At 44.3% G+C, this 17,585-nt stretch carries 19 protein-coding genes; 1 reads left to right on the top strand and 18 read right to left on the bottom strand.

All coding sequences use genetic code 11. The features are described from left to right. Positions 1 to 8: 8 nt before the first annotated feature. From dnaD to V756_RS0114380, 16 genes are all read right to left on the bottom strand, one after another. Positions 9 to 707, bottom strand: coding sequence for a DNA replication protein DnaD (gene dnaD, locus V756_RS0114455; protein WP_024715280.1), 699 nt, complete (start codon positions 705 to 707; stop codon positions 9 to 11). Positions 708 to 805: 98 nt separating this feature from the next. After that, entirely contained in the window at positions 806 to 2,098 is a 1,293-nt protein-coding gene (gene asnS / locus V756_RS0114450; protein ID WP_024715279.1) for an asparagine--tRNA ligase, read from the bottom strand. A gap of 143 nt (positions 2,099 to 2,241) precedes the next feature. Next, entirely contained in the window at positions 2,242 to 3,423 is a 1,182-nt protein-coding gene (gene aspB, locus V756_RS0114445) for an aspartate transaminase AspB (protein ID WP_024715278.1), read from the bottom strand. 22 nt (positions 3,424 to 3,445) lie between these two features. Then, positions 3,446 to 3,931, bottom strand: a complete 486-nt coding sequence (tseB, locus tag V756_RS0114440) for a cell wall elongation/penicillin-binding protein regulator TseB (protein ID WP_024715277.1) — start codon at positions 3,929 to 3,931, stop codon at positions 3,446 to 3,448. Positions 3,932 to 3,939: 8 nt separating this feature from the next. After that, positions 3,940 to 4,110 carry a YpmA family protein gene (locus tag V756_RS01000000122440; protein WP_032682113.1) on the bottom strand — a complete coding sequence of 57 codons (171 nt, stop codon included), beginning with the start codon at positions 4,108 to 4,110 and terminating at the stop codon, positions 3,940 to 3,942. A gap of 143 nt (positions 4,111 to 4,253) precedes the next feature. Then, positions 4,254 to 7,049: an ATP-dependent DNA helicase DinG gene (gene dinG / locus V756_RS0114430; protein WP_024715276.1), complete on the bottom strand. Its 2,796-nt coding sequence runs from the start codon at positions 7,047 to 7,049 to the stop codon at positions 4,254 to 4,256. 128 nt (positions 7,050 to 7,177) lie between these two features. Then, positions 7,178 to 7,561 (bottom strand): aspartate 1-decarboxylase, encoded by a 384-nt coding sequence (gene panD, locus V756_RS0114425; RefSeq protein WP_024715275.1) that lies wholly within the window; start codon positions 7,559 to 7,561, stop codon positions 7,178 to 7,180. A gap of 1 nt (position 7,562) precedes the next feature. Further along, positions 7,563 to 8,423 (bottom strand): pantoate--beta-alanine ligase, encoded by an 861-nt coding sequence (gene panC, locus V756_RS0114420; RefSeq protein ID WP_024715274.1) that lies wholly within the window; start codon positions 8,421 to 8,423, stop codon positions 7,563 to 7,565. Position 8,424: 1 nt separating this feature from the next. After that, a complete protein-coding gene (gene panB, locus V756_RS0114415) occupies positions 8,425 to 9,258 on the bottom strand; it encodes a 3-methyl-2-oxobutanoate hydroxymethyltransferase (protein WP_024715273.1) in 834 nt (277 codons plus the stop codon). 245 nt (positions 9,259 to 9,503) lie between these two features. Further along, positions 9,504 to 10,481 carry a bifunctional biotin--[acetyl-CoA-carboxylase] synthetase/biotin operon repressor gene (locus V756_RS0114410; RefSeq protein ID WP_024715272.1) on the bottom strand — a complete coding sequence of 326 codons (978 nt, stop codon included), beginning with the start codon at positions 10,479 to 10,481 and terminating at the stop codon, positions 9,504 to 9,506. Further along, positions 10,466 to 11,659 carry a CCA tRNA nucleotidyltransferase gene (locus V756_RS0114405; RefSeq protein ID WP_024715271.1) on the bottom strand — a complete coding sequence of 398 codons (1,194 nt, stop codon included), beginning with the start codon at positions 11,657 to 11,659 and terminating at the stop codon, positions 10,466 to 10,468. The genes V756_RS0114410 and V756_RS0114405 overlap by 16 nt, the downstream gene beginning before the upstream one ends. Positions 11,660 to 11,663: 4 nt before the next feature. Then, on the bottom strand, positions 11,664 to 12,797 hold the full coding sequence (bshA, locus tag V756_RS0114400) for an N-acetyl-alpha-D-glucosaminyl L-malate synthase BshA (protein ID WP_024715270.1): 1,134 nt from the start codon (positions 12,795 to 12,797) through the stop codon (positions 11,664 to 11,666). Continuing rightward, positions 12,794 to 13,504 carry a bacillithiol biosynthesis deacetylase BshB1 gene (gene bshB1, locus V756_RS0114395; RefSeq protein ID WP_024715269.1) on the bottom strand — a complete coding sequence of 237 codons (711 nt, stop codon included), beginning with the start codon at positions 13,502 to 13,504 and terminating at the stop codon, positions 12,794 to 12,796. The genes bshA and bshB1 overlap by 4 nt, the downstream gene beginning before the upstream one ends. Beyond that, the gene (gene mgsA, locus V756_RS0114390) at positions 13,497 to 13,910 is read right to left on the bottom strand and encodes a methylglyoxal synthase (RefSeq protein ID WP_024715268.1); all 414 of its coding nucleotides are present in this window, start codon (positions 13,908 to 13,910) and stop codon (positions 13,497 to 13,499) included. Before mgsA ends, bshB1 begins: the two co-directional genes overlap by 8 nt. Before the next feature lie 15 nt (positions 13,911 to 13,925). Then, the gene (gene dapB / locus V756_RS0114385) at positions 13,926 to 14,729 is read right to left on the bottom strand and encodes a 4-hydroxy-tetrahydrodipicolinate reductase (protein ID WP_024715267.1); all 804 of its coding nucleotides are present in this window, start codon (positions 14,727 to 14,729) and stop codon (positions 13,926 to 13,928) included. 11 nt (positions 14,730 to 14,740) lie between these two features. After that, on the bottom strand, positions 14,741 to 15,076 hold the full coding sequence (locus V756_RS0114380; protein ID WP_004398044.1) for a nucleotide pyrophosphohydrolase: 336 nt from the start codon (positions 15,074 to 15,076) through the stop codon (positions 14,741 to 14,743). 139 nt (positions 15,077 to 15,215) lie between these two features. Between V756_RS0114380 and V756_RS0114375 the strand changes: the two genes are divergently transcribed. Further along, positions 15,216 to 16,088, top strand: a complete 873-nt coding sequence (locus V756_RS0114375; RefSeq protein WP_024715266.1) for a YitT family protein — start codon at positions 15,216 to 15,218, stop codon at positions 16,086 to 16,088. Positions 16,089 to 16,127: 39 nt separating this feature from the next. Here V756_RS0114375 and ypjB read toward each other — a convergent pair whose 3' ends face one another. Both ypjB and lhaT read right to left on the bottom strand, forming a co-directional pair. Further along, entirely contained in the window at positions 16,128 to 16,922 is a 795-nt protein-coding gene (gene ypjB, locus V756_RS0114370; protein WP_024715265.1) for a sporulation protein YpjB, read from the bottom strand. A 68-nt stretch (positions 16,923 to 16,990) separates the two neighbouring features. Then, a complete protein-coding gene (lhaT, locus tag V756_RS0114365) occupies positions 16,991 to 17,584 on the bottom strand; it encodes a lipoprotein heptaprenylglyceryl N-acetyltransferase LhaT (protein WP_024715264.1) in 594 nt (197 codons plus the stop codon). Between the last annotated feature and the right edge of the window lies 1 nt (position 17,585).

Here is a 17,585-nt window from a genome sequence, read left to right as displayed (position 1 = left end):
TTTTCACTTTATTGTTCAAGCCAATTGTAAAAAGGAACCTGCCTTTTATACTCTTTTTGAGGTTCATTCTGCTTCGATTGTCCACGCCTGAATTTTTGACTGTGGATTTTTGCCTGCTCCACAGTTTTCAGCCCGTTTTTTTTCCATTCGAACAAAATCCGGTCAATGTAGCGGAAACTGAGTTTACCTGATAGCACAGCCTCTTTTAACGCGTGTTTGATCAGCTGTGCGTCATGCTGATCTTGATCCTGCCAGATAGCCAGTGTTTCACACTCCAAAGGTGATAATGGCCTTGCGAACTCTTCCTCAAAGATGGTATAAAGACTTTTTTGTTCCCCTTCTGCTTTTTTTTCCTGTGTCTGAGTCTGTGCAAGCTGTATATACTCGTACAGCTTGCCCCATAAGGGCTGAAGAGAATATTTTTCAAATTTGATGCCGTTTTGGTCTTCGCATTCTTCAATAAACAGAAAACCTTTTTGAATAAACATCCGCAATCTGTTTGTACATTCCTCAACAGAAATAGACATACCCTCCTGCAGCTGATTCGGTGTTGGGAAATAAGAGCCTTTTTCTAAATGCATTTTAATTTTTAACAGCAGAATAAGCTCTGTCTCATTAAGTCCAAGCTGTTTATAATGCGTAAGCAAAAGATTGGGGATTGTTGACGTTCCCTGCTCCTGCATGTCAATAAATTGCTGTTTTTTCATCGTCACACCTCTTACTGTAAAGGATCGTGGTTTCCCCTTTACTGTAAAAAGTCTCCCTTGCAGGAGACTCTTTTTTGTTTCATTTGAATGTATTGGTATTACGGATAAAGACGGTTTAACAGTCTTGGGAACGGAATGGTTTCACGCACGTGAGGCGCTCCGCTGATCCAAGCTACTGTCCGCTCTAATCCAAGGCCGAAGCCGGAATGAGGAACTGATCCGTATTTTCTAAGTTCAGCATACCATTTATATGCGTCAGAATCCAGTCCATGTTCTTTAAGACGCGCTTCCAAAAGTTCCATATCGTGAATCCGTTCAGATCCGCCGATAATTTCTCCATAGCCTTCCGGCGCAATCAGGTCAGCGCAAAGCACGACATCCTCGCGGTCAGCAGCCGGCTGCATATAAAACGGTTTTAGAGATGTTGGGTAGCGAGTGATGAAAACCGGTTTGTCATAGTGTTCAGCAATCGCTGTTTCATGAGGCGCTCCGAAGTCGTCTCCCCACTCGATATCGTCAAAGCCTTTTTCTTTTAGGAAATCAATCGCTTCGTCATACGTGATTCTTGGGAACGGCGCTTTGATTTGCTCAAGTTTTGACGTGTCTCTTCCTAATATGTTTAATTCAATTTTGCAATTCTTAAGAACTGACTGCACAATGAAAGAAACGTAATTTTCCTGTACTTGAAGGTTTTCTTCGAATTCAACAAACGCCATTTCCGGTTCGATCATCCAGAATTCGATCAAGTGACGCTTTGTTTTAGACTTTTCCGCTCTGAATGTAGGTCCGAAGGAGAATACTTTTCCTAACGCCATAGCCGCAGCTTCCATGTAAAGCTGACCGCTTTGAGACAGGTAAGCATCTTCATCAAAGTACTTTGTCGCAAAGAGCTCTGTTGTTCCTTCAGGTGCGCTTCCAGTCAGAATCGGCGGATCCACTTTTACGAAGCCTTCGTTATTAAAGAACTCGTAAGTCGCACGGATGATTTCATTACGGATTTTCATGATCGCATGCTGGCGCTTTGAACGCAGCCATAAATGTCTGTGATCCATCAAGAATTCCGTTCCGTGCTCTTTTGGTGTAATTGGATAGTCAGTCGCTTCGTGAATGACTTCAATACCTGTCACAGCTAGTTCATAACCAAGCGGAGAACGCTCGTCCTCTTTAACAATTCCTTTTATATAGAGTGACGTTTCCTGCGTCACTGATTTAGCTGTTTGGAAAATGCTTTCTTCCACTTCTGCTTTTACTACGACACCTTGAATAAACCCAGTACCGTCCCGCAGCTGTAAAAACGCGATTTTCCCGCTTGAACGCTTATTAGCGACCCAAGCTCCGATTGTTACTTCCTCACCTACGTGCTTATACACTTGGTTGATTGTTGTTTTCAACATATTTCCCTCCAAAACAAGAAAGACATTCGGAAGCTGATTGCCCCGCGAACTCTTTTATCATCACTTTATTATACCCGCTCTTAACTAACCGGGTCAATGCAGATAAAAAGCGGCTTTTCTGTCAGCCGCTTTTTGATCTGTTAGCTATGTTTTTCTACAAAATGTTTGATTCTTTCAACCGCTTTTTCAAGAAGATCTAACGATGTTGCGTAAGACAGACGAACATTATCAGGAGAGCCGAATCCAGATCCAGGAACAATCGCTACTTTTTCCTCCTCAAGAAGCGCTTTAACAAATTCATCTACATCTTTAAAACCGCATGATTGCGCAGCTTCTTTTGCATTCGGGAATAAGTAAAAAGCACCTTCCGGCTTCACACAGCTGAACCCCGGAATTTCAACGAGCTTAGCATAGATCGTGTTTAATCGATGTTCAAATGCTTTTCTCATTTCTTCCAGCGGCTCAGAAGGCCCGTTATAAGCAGCAATTGCTCCGTACTGGGCAATTGATGTCGGGTTTGACGTGCTGTGGCTGGCGAGATTCGTCATCGCTTTAATGATGTCTTCAGCCCCAGCAGCATAACCGATTCTCCAGCCCGTCATGCTGTGCGACTTCGACACGCCGTTAATAATAACCGTCTGCTCTTTCAGTCTGTCAGAAAGCTGTGCGATGGAAACGTGTTTCTTTCCGCCGTATGTAAGTTTTTCATAAATTTCATCAGACACAATCAGGATGTCATGTTCAAGACACACTTCACCAAGCGCAGCCAGCTCTTCTTCCGTATACATGACACCAGTCGGGTTGCTCGGAGAGTTGATGACGATCGCTTTTGTTTTTTCCGTGATCGCCTGTTTCAGCTGTGCAGGAGAAATTTTGAAATGATTTTCCTCAAGCCCTTCTACATAAACAGGTTTTCCGCCAGCGAGTTTCACCTGCTCTGGATAGCTGACCCAGTAAGGCGTTGGAATGATGACTTCATCTCCTTCATCCAAAACCACTTGGAAAAGGGTGTATAAAGCATGCTTGGCACCAGTGCAGACAATAATTTGAGACGGTTTGTATTCAATGTTCTGGTCACGTTTAAATTTCTCTGCAATGCTGTTTTTCAGTTCAGCCAGACCACCTGAAGGCGTGTACTTCGTATGGCCTTCGTTCATTGAACGCACAGCGGCATCAATAATGTGCTGCGGTGTATTGAAGTCAGGTTCGCCTGCTCCTAAGCCAATGACATCATGGCCTGCGGCTTTCAGTTCTTTCGCTTTCGCTGTAATTGCCAGTGTGGTAGATGGTGTTAATGCGGATACTCTTTTTGCCAGTTTCAACTTGAACTCCCCCTAATTCGTCTTAAGGCGTGATATTTTTGAGAATCTTTCCAGTTGTAAAGTCCACATAACTTAAACTGTATTGCCCTTCTTTGTCTAAGTACGTCACTTCCCAAAGCAGAACATTTCCTTCTCTTCCCAGGTGAACCTCTTTTTGCTTTGAAACCAGCCCTTCATCCTGTATGATCTTCGCCGCTTTGCCTTCTGAAATTCCCTCTTTAGCTTCTTTTGAGAGAATTTTTGCTTTTTTATTATCAGGAACCCATACATATAATGCAGTGCCTTTTTTATCCGTTCCTTTTACGACATAATATTTTTCTTTTCCGACAAATGTTTCGACTTGATCAACGTTGGCGAGGTCCGTTTCTTTTTTAGCTTCAGCAGCTGCTGCATCGTGCCCCTCTTCCTTTTGTGCCAGGGCTGATTTATAAATGTTTGCCGAGACAAGAAGTACTGCTAAAAAAATAATACCAAAAATGACGGTAAATATTAATGCTTTTTTTCTCATCTTCTCACCTACGTACGATAAATGGTAAAAATGGCTTGGTTTTTGTTTTCTTCATCCAGCGCAAGACCGAACATCAAATTGTCTCGTTTTAACGTTCGATTCAGTGTGTCTACAATTTTATACAGGTCATCAGAATGCTCTACAGTAATTGTTGAAAGTATTTCGATTTTGCTTTCCATTTTTTCATCCTCCAGTTTGAACAAATATTGTTAGTCATACTCCATTTCAGGACACGCCATACTAGTATCACAGAGCGGCAAAACCGCTTTTTAAATAAAACACCATCCTACTCCCACACCGCAAAAGCCGCTTTATGCGGCTTTTATTCATTTTTCTCTGAAACGTAGGCAAAAAGCTCGCTGTCAGTCATTTCAGATACGGAGGCTGTCGGCAGGGCATCCAGAAACAATCGGCCGTATCCAGCCGTTTTAACCCTTCTGTCCAATATGACAATCGTCCCTTTGTCCCCGGCTGTCCGCAGCAAGCGGCCGATTCCTTGTCTGAAGGTCAGTACAGCTTCTGGAAGTGATACGGTTTGAAACGGATTCCGCCCCTTTTTGCGGGCTAGCTCACATTTTGCAGCATGAAGCGGGTGATCAGGAGACCGGAATGGAAGCCTCACGATCATGACTGTTGTCAGCTCGTCACCAGGGAAATCGACGCCTTCCCAAAAGTGATTTGTACCAAGCAAGATGGCCTGATTCGATGCTTTAAAAGTTTTCATCAGTTTGCCGGGACTTCCGCCTGTAATTCCTTGCGCCAAGAGCTGAATGCCGGAAGCGCTCATCACGTGCTTTAGCTCCTGATGAACCTTTTTCAGCATATCATGGGATGTTAACAGCACAAGGATTTTGGGCTGTTTTTCCTTTGCCATCAGTTCGATATAACGGGCCGTATCCTGTATAAATTCAATTTCCCCCGTATCTTGAATGGATTTCATTTCTTTCGGAATGATCACACGCATGCGCTCATCGTAGGAAAAAGGCGACTTAATTCTCATGGTGCGCGGGAAAAAGTCACCAAGTCCCAATCGCTCAATCATAAATTGAAATGAATCTTCAACTGTAAGAGTTGCAGATGTTAGCACCACACTGTTTTTGCGCGCGAAAAACTGATCAGCCAGAAGTTCACCGGGTTCAAGCGGCTGAGCGTAAATGGCCACCGCATTTTTTGCTCCCTTTGCGTCTATTTCAATCCAAACCGCTTCATCATCATCAGACTCAAAGAACAGCTTCTGCAACGTCTGACAGTACTGCTGCAAGCCTTTCATGCTTCTTTGATATTCATCGGCCAAAAAGACACTTTTGCTCTTCATACCGGTCAGATGTTTTTCCATCAGGGCAGACTGTGCCTCAAAAAGCTGATGTACATGTGTCAGCATGGAACAAAGCCTCTCCGCTCCATCCATTAAAATCGGCCAGCTTTTATCCCGACTGTCTTTGTTCACCTTAAAAACTAGACGGTTTAAGTCTTCTTTAGGTTTTCTTCGTTTGACAAAAGAATGCACTGAGCTGAAGAAAGCATCACTTTCTGCTAGAATGTGCTGAATCCATTCTTCTGCTTCGAAAAAGGAATCAACCGGCAGGCTGTTTCGCTGGAACAGCTGCCTCATCTTTTTTAGAAGACCTTGTTCTTTCAGAGTGCCGATTCTGCTCAAAGTAGTATGCAATTCTATGTATGTGGCTCGTTTTCCTAAATGCTCGCTTGCAGCCCGGTCAAAATGATGTGCTTCATCGATAATAAATGTGCCGCTATCAGGGAGCCTTTTTTTCTGGCTGCCTTCATCAGTCAGTAAAAGAGAATGGTTGGTGACCACCAAATCGGAACGCATGGCAATCTGCTTTGCCCGCTCATAAAAGCCTGTCACATTTTCATTGCGGCTTCTTTTATTGGAGCTATCGTCATAAGCCAACCTGTCCCACAGCAACTTTCCGCCTGAAGGCAAGTTCAGTTCAGCTACATCCCCTGTGTTTGTCTCTGTCAGCCAAACGAGAAGCTGTGCTTTTGTCAGTACGGCATCATAATTATCATCATCTTCATGAAGCACCTGCTCGAATTTATACAGGCATAAATAATGCGATTGCCCTTTTAAAATCGCCGCTGTTACCGGGAATGGAAACAGATCTTGGACAATCGGCAAATCCTTTGTCAGAATCTGCTGCTGTAAAAGCGTTGAATACGTACTGATAATGACCGGCTTTCTTGATTTCTTAGCAAAAAGCGCAGCTGGAATAAGGTAGCCAATCGTTTTTCCGATTCCCGGAGGAGCTTCAATCAAGGCATGCTCACGATTGTCAAACGCTTCAGCGACCTCTTTCATCATCATCATTTGGCCGTCTCTCTTTTCATACCCAGGCATTAGCTCTGACAGCGCTTTTTCATTTCCAGCTTCCCAGCGTTCGATCTCAAATGAGAAGTTCACGTCTTCACTAATGTGTTCATCGATTGCTTCAGGTTCTCTGACAGAAAAGGAAGAGAAGCGCGCATAGCCCGGTATCTCGGTATGTCTGTTTTCATAAATGAACATATCCAACATATGTGTCAGATCACTGATAAAATGCTGCGAAAGCCTCCTTAACTGCTTTAATGTCGGATAAGGAAGCTGTCTCAGCTTTTCAAGGATTTTCAAAAAAATAAGCCCGGTCACTTCAGCATCGCTGTCAGCCCGATGCGGCTGGTCATGCCGCAGCTGAAGCTCCTCGCTTAATTCGGTCAGTTTATACCCTTCAAATCCCGGAAACACAATCCGGGAGAGCTCAACAGTATCCAGCACTTCACAATCCGGGAGCTGAAAGCCCGCCTTATGTAGCTCATACTTGACAAATCCGAGGTCAAAATGGATATTATGGGCGACAAAATAGGCGCCGTCAAGCAGATGGAACACTTCTTCAGCGACTGCTTCAAATGGCTGCTCATGAGCTACCATTTGATTAGAAATTCCAGTAAGCTGCTCAATAAAAGCAGGAATGGGTTTATTTGGATTGATGTATTTTGAAAACCGCTCAGTAATTTGTCCATTTTCGATTACAACCGCTGCGATTTGTATGATTTTATCGCCTTTCTTCGGCGAATTCCCTGTTGTTTCTACATCTATAACAACGAACCGTTGCTTATTCATTAAAATGGACACCTCAATTCTTGCATACGACAAAAGTGTAACACGTTTTGAACGGAAATGGAGCGGCAAAACCGTTTTACTCTCAAAATCTTAAAAGAAAACCCCCGATAAAGGGGGGGCTTTTTCTTTTACAAAATTGTGCGGGCTGGTTCGTTGCCCAGCATTTGTTCAATTTTGTTTTGATCATCCAGAACAGCCACTTTCGGCTCGTGGCTTGCCGCTTCTTGATCAGACATCATTTTGTAGGAAATAATAATGACCTTATCTCCTTCCTGTACAAGGCGTGCGGCTGCACCGTTTAAGCAGATGACGCCGCTTCCGCGTTTACCAGGAATAATATACGTTTCAAGACGTGCTCCATTATTATTATTCACAATTTGCACTTTTTCATTAGGGAGCATTCCAACCGCATCAATGAGATCTTCATCAATAGTAATGCTTCCTACGTAATTCAGGTTCGCTTCCGTCACGGTTGCCCTGTGAAGCTTGCCGCTCATCATCGTGCGATACATATTATATTCTCTCCATTTCTCGAATATCAATAATGATATTATCTATTAAACGCGATTTTGAAAAAGCAACTGCAACAGCCAGAATTAACTTTCCTTCCATTTTGTTAACAGGCTCGAGTTCCGGATAGGAATAAAGCTCCACATAGTCAATCATGCCGCTTGTCGACTGAATCATTTCTTTCACAGCCTTTATCACCGCTTCAGGGTCTCTTTCCCCGGCTCTGATCAGCTCCGCACCTGTTTGAAGTGCCCGGTACAGCTGAGGAGCTTCTTTCCTCTCCTCAGCTGTTAAATATACATTGCGAGAGCTTTTGGCTAAGCCGTCTTCCTCCCTGACTGTATCGACTGCAACCAATTCAATATCCATGAAGAAATCGCTGATTAAGCCATCAACAACTGCCACCTGCTGTGCATCCTTTAAACCGAAGTAGGCGCGGGTCGGCTTCACAAGGTTGAACAGCTTCGTCAATACGATTGCAACCCCGTCAAAGTGTCCTTCTCTTGAGCGTCCGCATAAAACATCTGTGCGTCTTTCGACATGAATCGTGACATTCTTTTTGCCTGGATACATATCATGAGCATCAGGCGTAAAAAGAATATCGACTCCGGCATTTTCTGCAAGGGCCGCATCCCGCTCTATATCCCGAGGGTATGCTTCAAAATCTTCATTAGGGCCGAATTGCGCGGGATTGACAAAAACACTCATAACAACAGCGTCATTTTCTTGTCTTGCTTTGTCTGCCAGTGTTAGATGCCCCTCATGCAAAAATCCCATTGTCGGAACAAATCCAATTGACTTCCCCTCTGACTGATACTGTCTTATGGCTTCTTTCAGCTGTGAAATATCTGTAATCTGTCTCATCTTATTTTCCTCCGTACAAGCCGTCAAGCACTGCCTGGTTCATTTGAAAGGAATGCTTCTGTTCAGGGAAAGCACGATGTCTTACATCATGGACATATCCGCTGATTGCTGTTTCGATTGTTTCGTCAATTTGCGTATATTGCTTTACAAATTTAGGTGTTCTCTCTACACCGTGTCCGATAATATCATGATAAACGAGAACTTGTCCGTCCGCATTCACACCGGCCCCGATTCCGATGACCGGTATGCTTAGCATCTCGGTAATTTTTTTTGTGAGTTCTGCAGGCACACATTCCAGCACAAGCATCATTGCTCCTGCTTCTTCGCATTTTTTGCTGTCTTCTATTAATTTTTTGGCGCTTTGTTCGTCTTTGCCCTGTACTTTATAACCGCCCAACACACCGACTGACTGCGGTGTCAGGCCTAAGTGGCTGACTACCGGAATGCCTCCGAGCGTCAATGCGCGAATGGATTCAAACACGCCCTCTCCGCCTTCAAGCTTCAGCGCGTCAGCTCCGCTTTCCTGAACGATAGCGGCTGCATTTTTCAGTGTATCTTCCTTGGACAGGTGATAAGACATAAACGGCATGTCCGTTACAATAAACGTATTTGGCGCGCCCCTTTTCACCGCTTTTGTATGATGAATCATATCTGCAACTGTCACACCGACAGTTGAATCAAGGCCGAGAACGACCATCCCGAGTGAATCACCGACTAAAATCATGTCGACTCCCGCTTGTTCAGCAAGCTTAGCTGCCGGATAATCATAAGCGGTCAGCATGACGATCGGTTCTTCAGTCTCCTTCATGTTTAGAAAATCGAGTTTTGTTTTCATGTTTTCTCCTCCTCATATTTAGAGGAGATGAGCTGCCGTTTTCTTCTGCAAGCCAAAAAACCTTCCGTTACAACGAGAAGGATTCTTCACTTTCTAAAGTTCGGCGAGTTTCATCCCTCTGTCCCAGTCCTTTTTTGGATCAAGGCAGACTGCTGCAATGTCTATCTATTTTAATAATAGGTGCAGTTCGCAGGCGATACTGCCCAATGGAAGTATACCAAAATCAACGGGCATGTACCAACACATTAACCCAATTCGATATCGGCAGAATAGATTTTTTTCATGCCCTCCTTCGTTTCTAAAAGAAGAACACCTTCATCATCTATACCTAACGCCTTCCCGTAAAACGTTCCGTTTAACGTTCTGGCCCTCATATTCGTGCCGATGCCCAGCGCATAGCTTTCCCACAAAAGCTTAATCGGCGTAAAACCGTGCGTCATATAATCCCGGTACCGTTTTTCAAAGCAAAGTAAAATATGCTGAATAACGCCGGCCCTGTCAATTTTTTCTCCGGCAGCTTGGCTGAGGCTTGTCGCGATGTTCTTTAGTTCATCTGGAAAATCATCCGGCTGCTGATTGACATTAATGCCAATTCCGATGATAATCGAACGTACGCGGTCTTCCTCGGCCTGCATTTCTGTTAAGATGCCGACTGTTTTTTTTCCGTTAATTAAAATATCGTTAGGCCATTTAATATCTGTTTGGATGCCTGCTGCCTCTTCAATTCCCTGCACAACAGCTACTGCAGCGAGCAGTGTCAGCTGCGGTGTTTTTTGGAGCGGAATGTCAGGGCGTAAGATCAGGCTCATCCAAATGCCGTTTCCCTCTTGAGAATGCCATACTCTTGACATTCTCCCCCTGCCTGCTGTTTGTTTGTCAGCCACTACGAGAGTGCCTTCCGGTGCGTTATCATTCGCAAGCTCATGCGCTGTTTTTTGTGTGCTTGAAATAACGTCATGGTAAATTAGATTCTGGCCCATCATTTCCGTTTTCAGTCCGAAGCGAATTTCGCTTTCACTGAGCTTTCCGGGTTTTTTGACAAGCCGATATCCTTTTCTTCTGACGGCTTCTACTTCATAGCCCTCTTTCCGAAGCTCTTCAATATGTTTCCATACTGCAGTTCTGGAACAGCCGAGGGCATCACTGATCTTTTGGCCGGAAATAAATTCACGTCCGGCCTGAGAAAATAATTCAATTAGGTCTTTTCTTAATGTTGACCGCATCTCTTCAGCCACTCCTCTATGTATTTCTTTTGATTGGAGAGCTTTCCCGTCACAACAGCGTGCTCGATCCGCTGTAATTCTTCCGACACCCATTTTCCGGCGGGCCGGTTTCGCAGCGCAAGCAAATCCTTGCCCGTGATATCAAGATCCTTAAGGCTTTTGATCGGGAGGCTTTGATAAGCGTTTTGAATGTCCTTCAGCTTTTCTTCATCCAGTTTACCGCTTTGCCAAAGCTGCGATATTTTGACCGCCGAGAGCAGTGACTTTTCTCCAGCTTTATACATCGTCATCACGTCAAGGTTCTGCTTAAACGTATGGACAATATGAATCGCTTCCTTCATCACTTTTCCCGGGAGCTTCCATGTTTTCAGGAAAAGCGGCGCGTCTTTTGTGTTTATGTCAAGATCTATTAAAAGCGCAGCCCACAACTCCTCTCGAGAGGGTAAAGCGGAAAACGGAAACTTGCTCGCCGCCATCAGGTTCTCTCGTTTATGATAAAAACCAGGCAGCTCCTCATACAGCCCTGTTTGAATGAGTGTTTGAAGCGCCTGGCGGGATGCTCTTCCCTGCAGCAGCTTCTCGAACTCTATTGTTTTTCGTTCAACTGAAACATGGGATAGGAGTGATTTTTCTTGCGTGATGGCTTCTTCTGTTTGTGGTGATAGCGTGAAGCCGAGCTGGCTCATAAAGCGTACAGCTCTCAGCATGCGAAGCGCATCTTCTTGAAATCTGTCCTCGGGTTTTCCGACGGTTCGAATCAGCTTCTGATCAATATCTTTCTTGCCGCCGAAATAATCAAGCACCTTCCCATCCGCTGTCATAGCCATCGCATTAATCGTCAAATCCCTGCGTTTTAAATCCTCTTCTAAAGATGTGATAAATTGCACGTCTGACGGCCTTCTATAATCTTCATACTCTGATTCAGTACGGAACGTCGTGACTTCATAGGTTTCATCTTCCCAGAGCACAATAATCGTCCCATGCTCCTTGCCTACATCAACCGTCCGCTGAAACAGCCGTTCTACTTGATCGGGTGCCGCATCAGTCGCGATATCGACATCCCCGATCGCTCGTTTCATATAGCTGTCACGAACTGCGCCTCCAACAAAATAAGCCTGATGTCCCGCTTCGATTAAGGTATGGAGCACGGGAAGCGCTTTGATAAAAACTTGTTCCATGTGATCACTCCGGTTCTGCTAAATCGGCATAAATCTGTTCATACTGGCTGACAATTTTCCGGGAAGAAAATTCATTTTTGAGCATCTCCATTGCCGCCTCTGTAAACCTCTTACTCAGCTGTTCATCTTCTAAAATACTCATCGCTCGGGCTGTTGCAGTTGCAACATCGCCGACATCCACCAAAAATCCGCTCACATTGTTCTTAATAACCTCCGGGATACCGCCAATGTTTGTTCCGATACAAGGCACCCCGCAAGCCATCGCTTCTAGCAGAACAAGACCGAAGCTCTCCTTTTCAGACAGCAGCAGCTTTAGATCGCTAATAGAATAAAGCTCCTCAACACGATCTTGATTTCCAAGCATTAAGACTTGGTTTTCCAATCCATATTTTCTGACAAGCTCACAAGCTGTCGACTTTTCCGGACCGTCTCCGACTAAAAGCAGCTTCGCTTTTGTTTTACCGGCGATATTGCGGAACACACGGATGACATCCTGCACACGTTTGACCTTTCTAAAGTTGGACACATGGATGACAACTTTTTCGTCTGGTAAAACCCCATGTTTCTCTTTAATCGCCACTGTGTTTTTCTTCAGATACACACGCTCATCTATAAAGTTATAAATCGTGTCGATTTTTTTCTTAGGTTTAATTAAATCGTATGTTTCAGCCGCAAGCGCTGAAGAGACAGCTGTCACCCTATCTGATGACTCGATGGCAAAACGGATAAGATCTTTTAGAGACGGGTCATAGCCTAACACCGTGATATCCGTGCCGTGTAATGTGGTGACAATGCCGATGTTGCGCTTTAGCATCTGTTTGGCAAGATAGGCGCAAACCGCATGCGGGAGAGCATAATGCGCATGGATAATGTCTAAATTCTCCCGTTCCGCCACCTCCGCGATTTTGCTAGCCAATGTCAAATCATATGGCGGATATTTAAAAACAGCATATTGATTAACCTCAACTTCATGAAAATGAATATTAGGATGATATGTATTCAGTCTAAACGGAATGCTTGACGTGATGAAATGGATTTCATGTCCCTTTTCAGCAAGCTGCTTCCCCAGTTCTGTCGCAATGATACCTGAGCCTCCGACGCTCGGATAGCATGTGATTCCTATTTTTAGTTTTTTCATTGTTCGCCCCCAAGCACATCATGTTCAAGCATCAGCATTCTTCTGGAGAAGAAACCCTCGGCATACTCCACTCCCGCTTCTTTGCCATAAAGCTTTTCTCTCGCTTCAACGATCTCGATATAGCCATTCGTCAGAGGAGTTGAAACTGAATCCTCAGACGGTACAAACTGGCTTTTATAGGCGTTGAGGCTTTGTTTTTTGGCTTCTATTGTTTCCGAAATATCAATCACAAAATCAGGCTGATGAAAACCATTTATCATATAATAGTAAACTTTGCCTACTTTATGCGCGGGAAGGTTTTTTTCGTCTTTATATTTATGGATACCCGCGGAAAAAATCGCTTCTTCCACCAATGCGGCCGCATTTCCGTGATCCGGATGGCGGTCCTTTTTATACGGCATAAAGACTGCTTTTGGCCGGCAGGTTCTGATGACACTGACAATCGTCCGAATGGCCTGATCACTCATCATCAGTCCGCGGTCTGGAAGCGTCAGCTGGATTCTTTTTTCTGCACCTAATATACGGGCTGCTTCAGCTGCTTCTTCTTTACGTAAGATGACCGTTCCGTTTGAAGAAAGTTCCGCTTCGGTTAAATCGCATATCATTACTTTTTTCCCCTGTTTGACAAACTTCGCGATTGTGCCGCCCATTCCGATCTCGACATCATCACTGTGGGCGCCAAAAGCAAGCAAGTCAGTATTATACATTCGGCTCTTTCCCCCGTAGCAGGTTGCGAAATTCGAAAACACCTTCATCAAGTGTACGGACAAGAATCTCCGCAGTACCCATATTTGTGGCGAGCGGAATGGAATACACATCACATAACCGGATTAATGCCGAGACATCCGGTTCATGCGGCTGCGCGGTCAGCGGGTCACGCAAAAAGATGACAAGATCGAGTGCATTGGCCGCGACCAATGCTCCGATTTGCTGGTCTCCCCCTAAAGGGCCTGATTGAAAACGTTCAATTTGAAGACCTGTCGCCTCTTGAATTTTCAATCCTGTTGTACCGGTTGCGTATAGATCATGATGACTCAAAATATCCCGATAGGCAGTCGTAAATTGAACCATATCTTGTTTTTTCTTGTCATGTGCGATCAAAGCAATTTTCATCATTCATCCCCCTGTCTAATCAATGATATTTTCTAACCCGTACACAAGCTGATCAATCTTCATGACTTGTTCGACTGACAGTTTAACACCTGACATGAAAGAAGCCCTGTTATAGGAATCATGGCGGATCTGAAGCGTTTGGCCATCCATGCCGAACATGACTTCCTGATGTGCGATCAGTCCCGGAAGACGGACGCTGTGCAAGCGGATACCGTTTTGCTCCGCTCCTCTCGCTCCTGGGAGGATTTCTTTTTCATCCGGATGTCCTTGCTGCTTTTCTTTGCGGACTTCTGAAATCATTTCCGCTGTTTTAAGCGCCGTTCCGCTTGGTGCATCAAGCTTCTTGTCATGGTGAAGCTCAATAATCTCAACATCCTCAAAATAGTTGGCGGCCATTTTCGAAAATTTCATCATCAGCACCGCACCAAGCGCAAAGTTTGGAGCAATGATGGCTCCGATGCCCTTCTCTTCTGTTAAAGACGTGAGCTCATTTAAGTCAGCTTCTGAAAATCCGGTTGTTCCGACAACTGGACGAACTCCGTGCTCTAATGCCATTTTTGTATGTACTTTTCCGATTTCAGGCGTCGTTAAATCAATTAAGACATCCGGCTGTGTTTCTGTAAAACAGGCACGGATATCTGTGTAAATAAGAGCATCTGACTCAACAGACATCACATCGGATAATTTTTGCTGGTCGTATGTATGGTCGATGGCCCCGACAAGGTGAAAATGAGGTGTTCTTTCCGCCAATTTAACAGCTTCCTGCCCCATTCTTCCACGCGGTCCTGCAATGACTACTTTAATTGTTTCGTTTGACATCTAGATCTCCTCTACTTTCCTTCTTCTTTTCTGGTCCAGCGGTCTTTATCTCTCGTATTAAATTTATGCATGACTCGATCGTGGGCTTCCTCTAAAGAGATATCTAGAGAGTTGGCTAAACAAACTAATACAAACAGCACATCGCCCATTTCCTCTTCCATGCTTTTATCATCTTCAGTCGCTTTTTTTGGTTTTTCTCCATAGCGGTGATTTACTTCTCTGGCAAGCTCGCCCAGTTCTTCGGTCAGTCTCGCCATCATGGCTAGCGGGCTGAAATATCCTTCTTTAAATTGGCCGATGTAACGGTCTACTTCAGCCTGTATATCTTTCATTGTTTTATCACTCACTGAACGAAACCTCCTATCATCCTCTTACATGTTAGCTAATTCAGATACGTTTGACAAATGTTTAAGCACGTTTGCTGTTTTCTTTTTCATCCACTATAATATAAACGCTATCTAATGGAAGGAAAAGGGGTTTTGTGTGATGCTTGGAGAAATTAGATTAAAAAACATATGTTTTATTTTAATCGGAGCGGCGATTTTTTCATTTGGCTTGGTTCATTTCAATATGCAGAACAATTTGGCTGAGGGCGGTTTTACAGGTATTACACTTTTGCTTTATGCCCTTTTCCATATCAGCCCCTCTATCTCGAACCTGGTGCTGAATATTCCGATCTTTTTTATCGGCTGGCGTTTGCTTGGCAGGACAATGTTTGTTTACACCCTTGTGGGCACTGTAGCCTTGTCTCTGTTCCTCAGCATTTTCCAGCGATATGAAATACATATGCCTCTTCAGCACGACCTAGCGCTCGCTGCTTTATTTGCCGGCGTATTTATCGGAGCCGGATTAGGCATTATTTTTAAATTTGGCGGTACGACAGGCGGAGTAGACATCATCGCCCGTTTAGTTAATAAATATTTCGGGATTCCGATGGGCAGAACGATGTTTGCTTTCGATGCCTGTGTCATCGTTTTGTCCTTGCTGACTTATCTCTCATATAAGGAAGCGATGTATACCTTGGTGGCTGTATTTGTGGCTGCAAGATTAATTGATTTTATTCAGGAAGGCGGATACGCAGCTAAAGGCGCTACAATCATCTCTTCGAAAAACGACCTGATTCAGAAAAAAATTCTTGAAGAAATGGAACGGGGCGTCACCATTTTGAAAGGACAAGGTTCCTATACAAAAGAGGACATAGATGTGCTTTATTGTGTTGTGCCGAAAAACGAACTGGTGATGCTGAAAAGTGTGATTAACTCCGTTGATCCTCATGCCTTTGTAGCGGTAAGCGATGTCCATGATGTGCTCGGAGAAGGATTTACGCTTGACGAAAATAAAAATCCGCTTCCGCGTTGAATTCAATAGAAAAAAGGCGGCTGCCGCCGCCCCTCATCCTTATTTAGGGTAGTCCCGTTTTTTCAGCTTGTTTTTCTCCGCTTTGTACTTTCTGTATCCGACATAGGTGAGAGCTGTAATGATGATACCGCCGGTTGTGATGATCACCCAGAGCAAAGACGGATCGGCATCATCCTCCTCCGCTCTGTCAAATACATTTTTCAGATCATGCTGAAGAAGAGAAAGCCGTTCAAGCTTCGTACTTTCGGTCATTTGCTGAAATTCCTCTTGCTCAATAACGCCTATATGTTTCCCGACCGTTTCAAGCTGATCTTCTGCTACATCGATTGTAAGACTGGGGTAAATCAAATCATATAAACTGATAAATTCGTTCCATTTTTCATGAAAGTTCGTGCTTTCATTCTTTTGTACATCCTGCTTCAGTTCAGCAAAGGCCTCCATAATCGGTTTTTCCAGTGAGCTCCAAAGCGGATCAGACCGATTGTCAACGGCATCCATCAGCATTCTGAATTGTGCGGCCGCTCTGAGTTTTTGTGTATCTGAAGTATCAGCCTGCTTTAAACTCCGTACCATATCGTTATAGCCCAGCGTGATTTGACGAATTTGGGCTCCCGTTAGCATAGGGGCTTGCTGTTTTTTCTCAGTCGATTTTAATGTTTTTTCAAAATAAGCAAGGACTTGCAGCGCCTCTTCGTATTTCGACTGACGGGTCATTTGAAAGACTGTATCGGATAAGTCGTTCAATTCTTCGAGGCTTCCCCGCTCTGCAGCCTTGGCATTTCCATTATAAAAAATAAGAGCAATCAACAGACAGATCGTCAGCTTTCGTTTCATGCAGGTCCCTCCCACTCTCTCTCCTTACAGAATATGAAGAAAGGGACAAGGATAGACCAACATTGTCTTTACATCAGCTCTAGCTTTGTTTGCTTTTTCGAGACCACAAGGAAGTAAGCAAGCCCGATTGAAAAGATGCTCAGCCAAAATGTTCCGTACCCTATATCAGTCATATAATCAGAAAGCATAGAGTACTGCGGCATCATCTTAAACAAATAATCAATGGCATCGTTATGCAGCGTCCAAACCGCAGCAATGGCAAGATGCCAAAATGAAAAACGAAAATACGGACTGTACAATACGCCTTGGACTGCCATTGCAAAATGCGAGGCAATCAGCATGTATCCTTCCCACGGCAAGTCACCTGTTACAGCCAGCACAAGAAAATTCATGGCAACCGCCCATAGGCCGTACTTTACGAGGGTGACCAGCGCAAGCGCCTCAAAAAGCGGAGCGTTCCGTTTCAGGATAAAGGCGAGCAGCACAAACAGAAAGAAAAATGTTGCTGTCGGACTATCCGGAACAAAAATCAGGAATCGGGCCGGTGTCTCCAGAAGCTGCGGCAAGTACCAATAGTAACCGTAAACCGTCCCCAGAAAATTGACAGCTAAGACAAGAATAAGTATCGGCCGCTGTCCTAATACATATTGAAACCATTTCACA

The organism is Bacillus tequilensis KCTC 13622, from assembly GCF_000507145.1.
In the GTDB taxonomy this organism is placed as follows: domain Bacteria; phylum Bacillota; class Bacilli; order Bacillales; family Bacillaceae; genus Bacillus; species Bacillus tequilensis.
This window is presented reverse-complemented; position numbering and strand designations above follow the sequence as displayed.

Bases quoted from the DNA above. Each gene is read 5' to 3' on its own strand.
- ypjB (WP_024715265.1), bottom strand. From the start codon at position 16,922: ATGAAACGAAAGCTGACGATCTGTCTGTTGATTGCTCTTATTTTTTAT.
- panB (WP_024715273.1), bottom strand. From the start codon at position 9,258: ATGAAAACAAAACTCGATTTTCTAAACATGAAGGAGACTGAAGAACCG.
- V756_RS0114405 (WP_024715271.1), bottom strand. From the start codon at position 11,659: ATGGAACAAGTTTTTATCAAAGCGCTTCCCGTGCTCCATACCTTAATC.
- V756_RS0114375 (WP_024715266.1), top strand. From the start codon at position 15,216: ATGCTTGGAGAAATTAGATTAAAAAACATATGTTTTATTTTAATCGGA.
- bshB1 (WP_024715269.1), bottom strand. From the start codon at position 13,504: ATGTATAATACTGACTTGCTTGCTTTTGGCGCCCACAGTGATGATGTC.
- dinG (WP_024715276.1), bottom strand. From the start codon at position 7,049: ATGAATAAGCAACGGTTCGTTGTTATAGATGTAGAAACAACAGGGAAT.
- mgsA (WP_024715268.1), bottom strand. From the start codon at position 13,910: ATGAAAATTGCTTTGATCGCACATGACAAGAAAAAACAAGATATGGTT.
- tseB (WP_024715277.1), bottom strand. From the start codon at position 3,931: ATGAGAAAAAAAGCATTAATATTTACCGTCATTTTTGGTATTATTTTT.
- bshA (WP_024715270.1), bottom strand. From the start codon at position 12,797: ATGAAAAAACTAAAAATAGGAATCACATGCTATCCGAGCGTCGGAGGC.
- V756_RS0114410 (WP_024715272.1), bottom strand. From the start codon at position 10,481: ATGCGGTCAACATTAAGAAAAGACCTAATTGAATTATTTTCTCAGGCC.
- dnaD (WP_024715280.1), bottom strand. From the start codon at position 707: ATGAAAAAACAGCAATTTATTGACATGCAGGAGCAGGGAACGTCAACA.
- dapB (WP_024715267.1), bottom strand. From the start codon at position 14,729: ATGTCAAACGAAACAATTAAAGTAGTCATTGCAGGACCGCGTGGAAGA.
- panD (WP_024715275.1), bottom strand. From the start codon at position 7,561: ATGTATCGCACGATGATGAGCGGCAAGCTTCACAGGGCAACCGTGACG.
- V756_RS01000000122440 (WP_032682113.1), bottom strand. From the start codon at position 4,110: ATGGAAAGCAAAATCGAAATACTTTCAACAATTACTGTAGAGCATTCT.
- panC (WP_024715274.1), bottom strand. From the start codon at position 8,423: ATGAGACAGATTACAGATATTTCACAGCTGAAAGAAGCCATAAGACAG.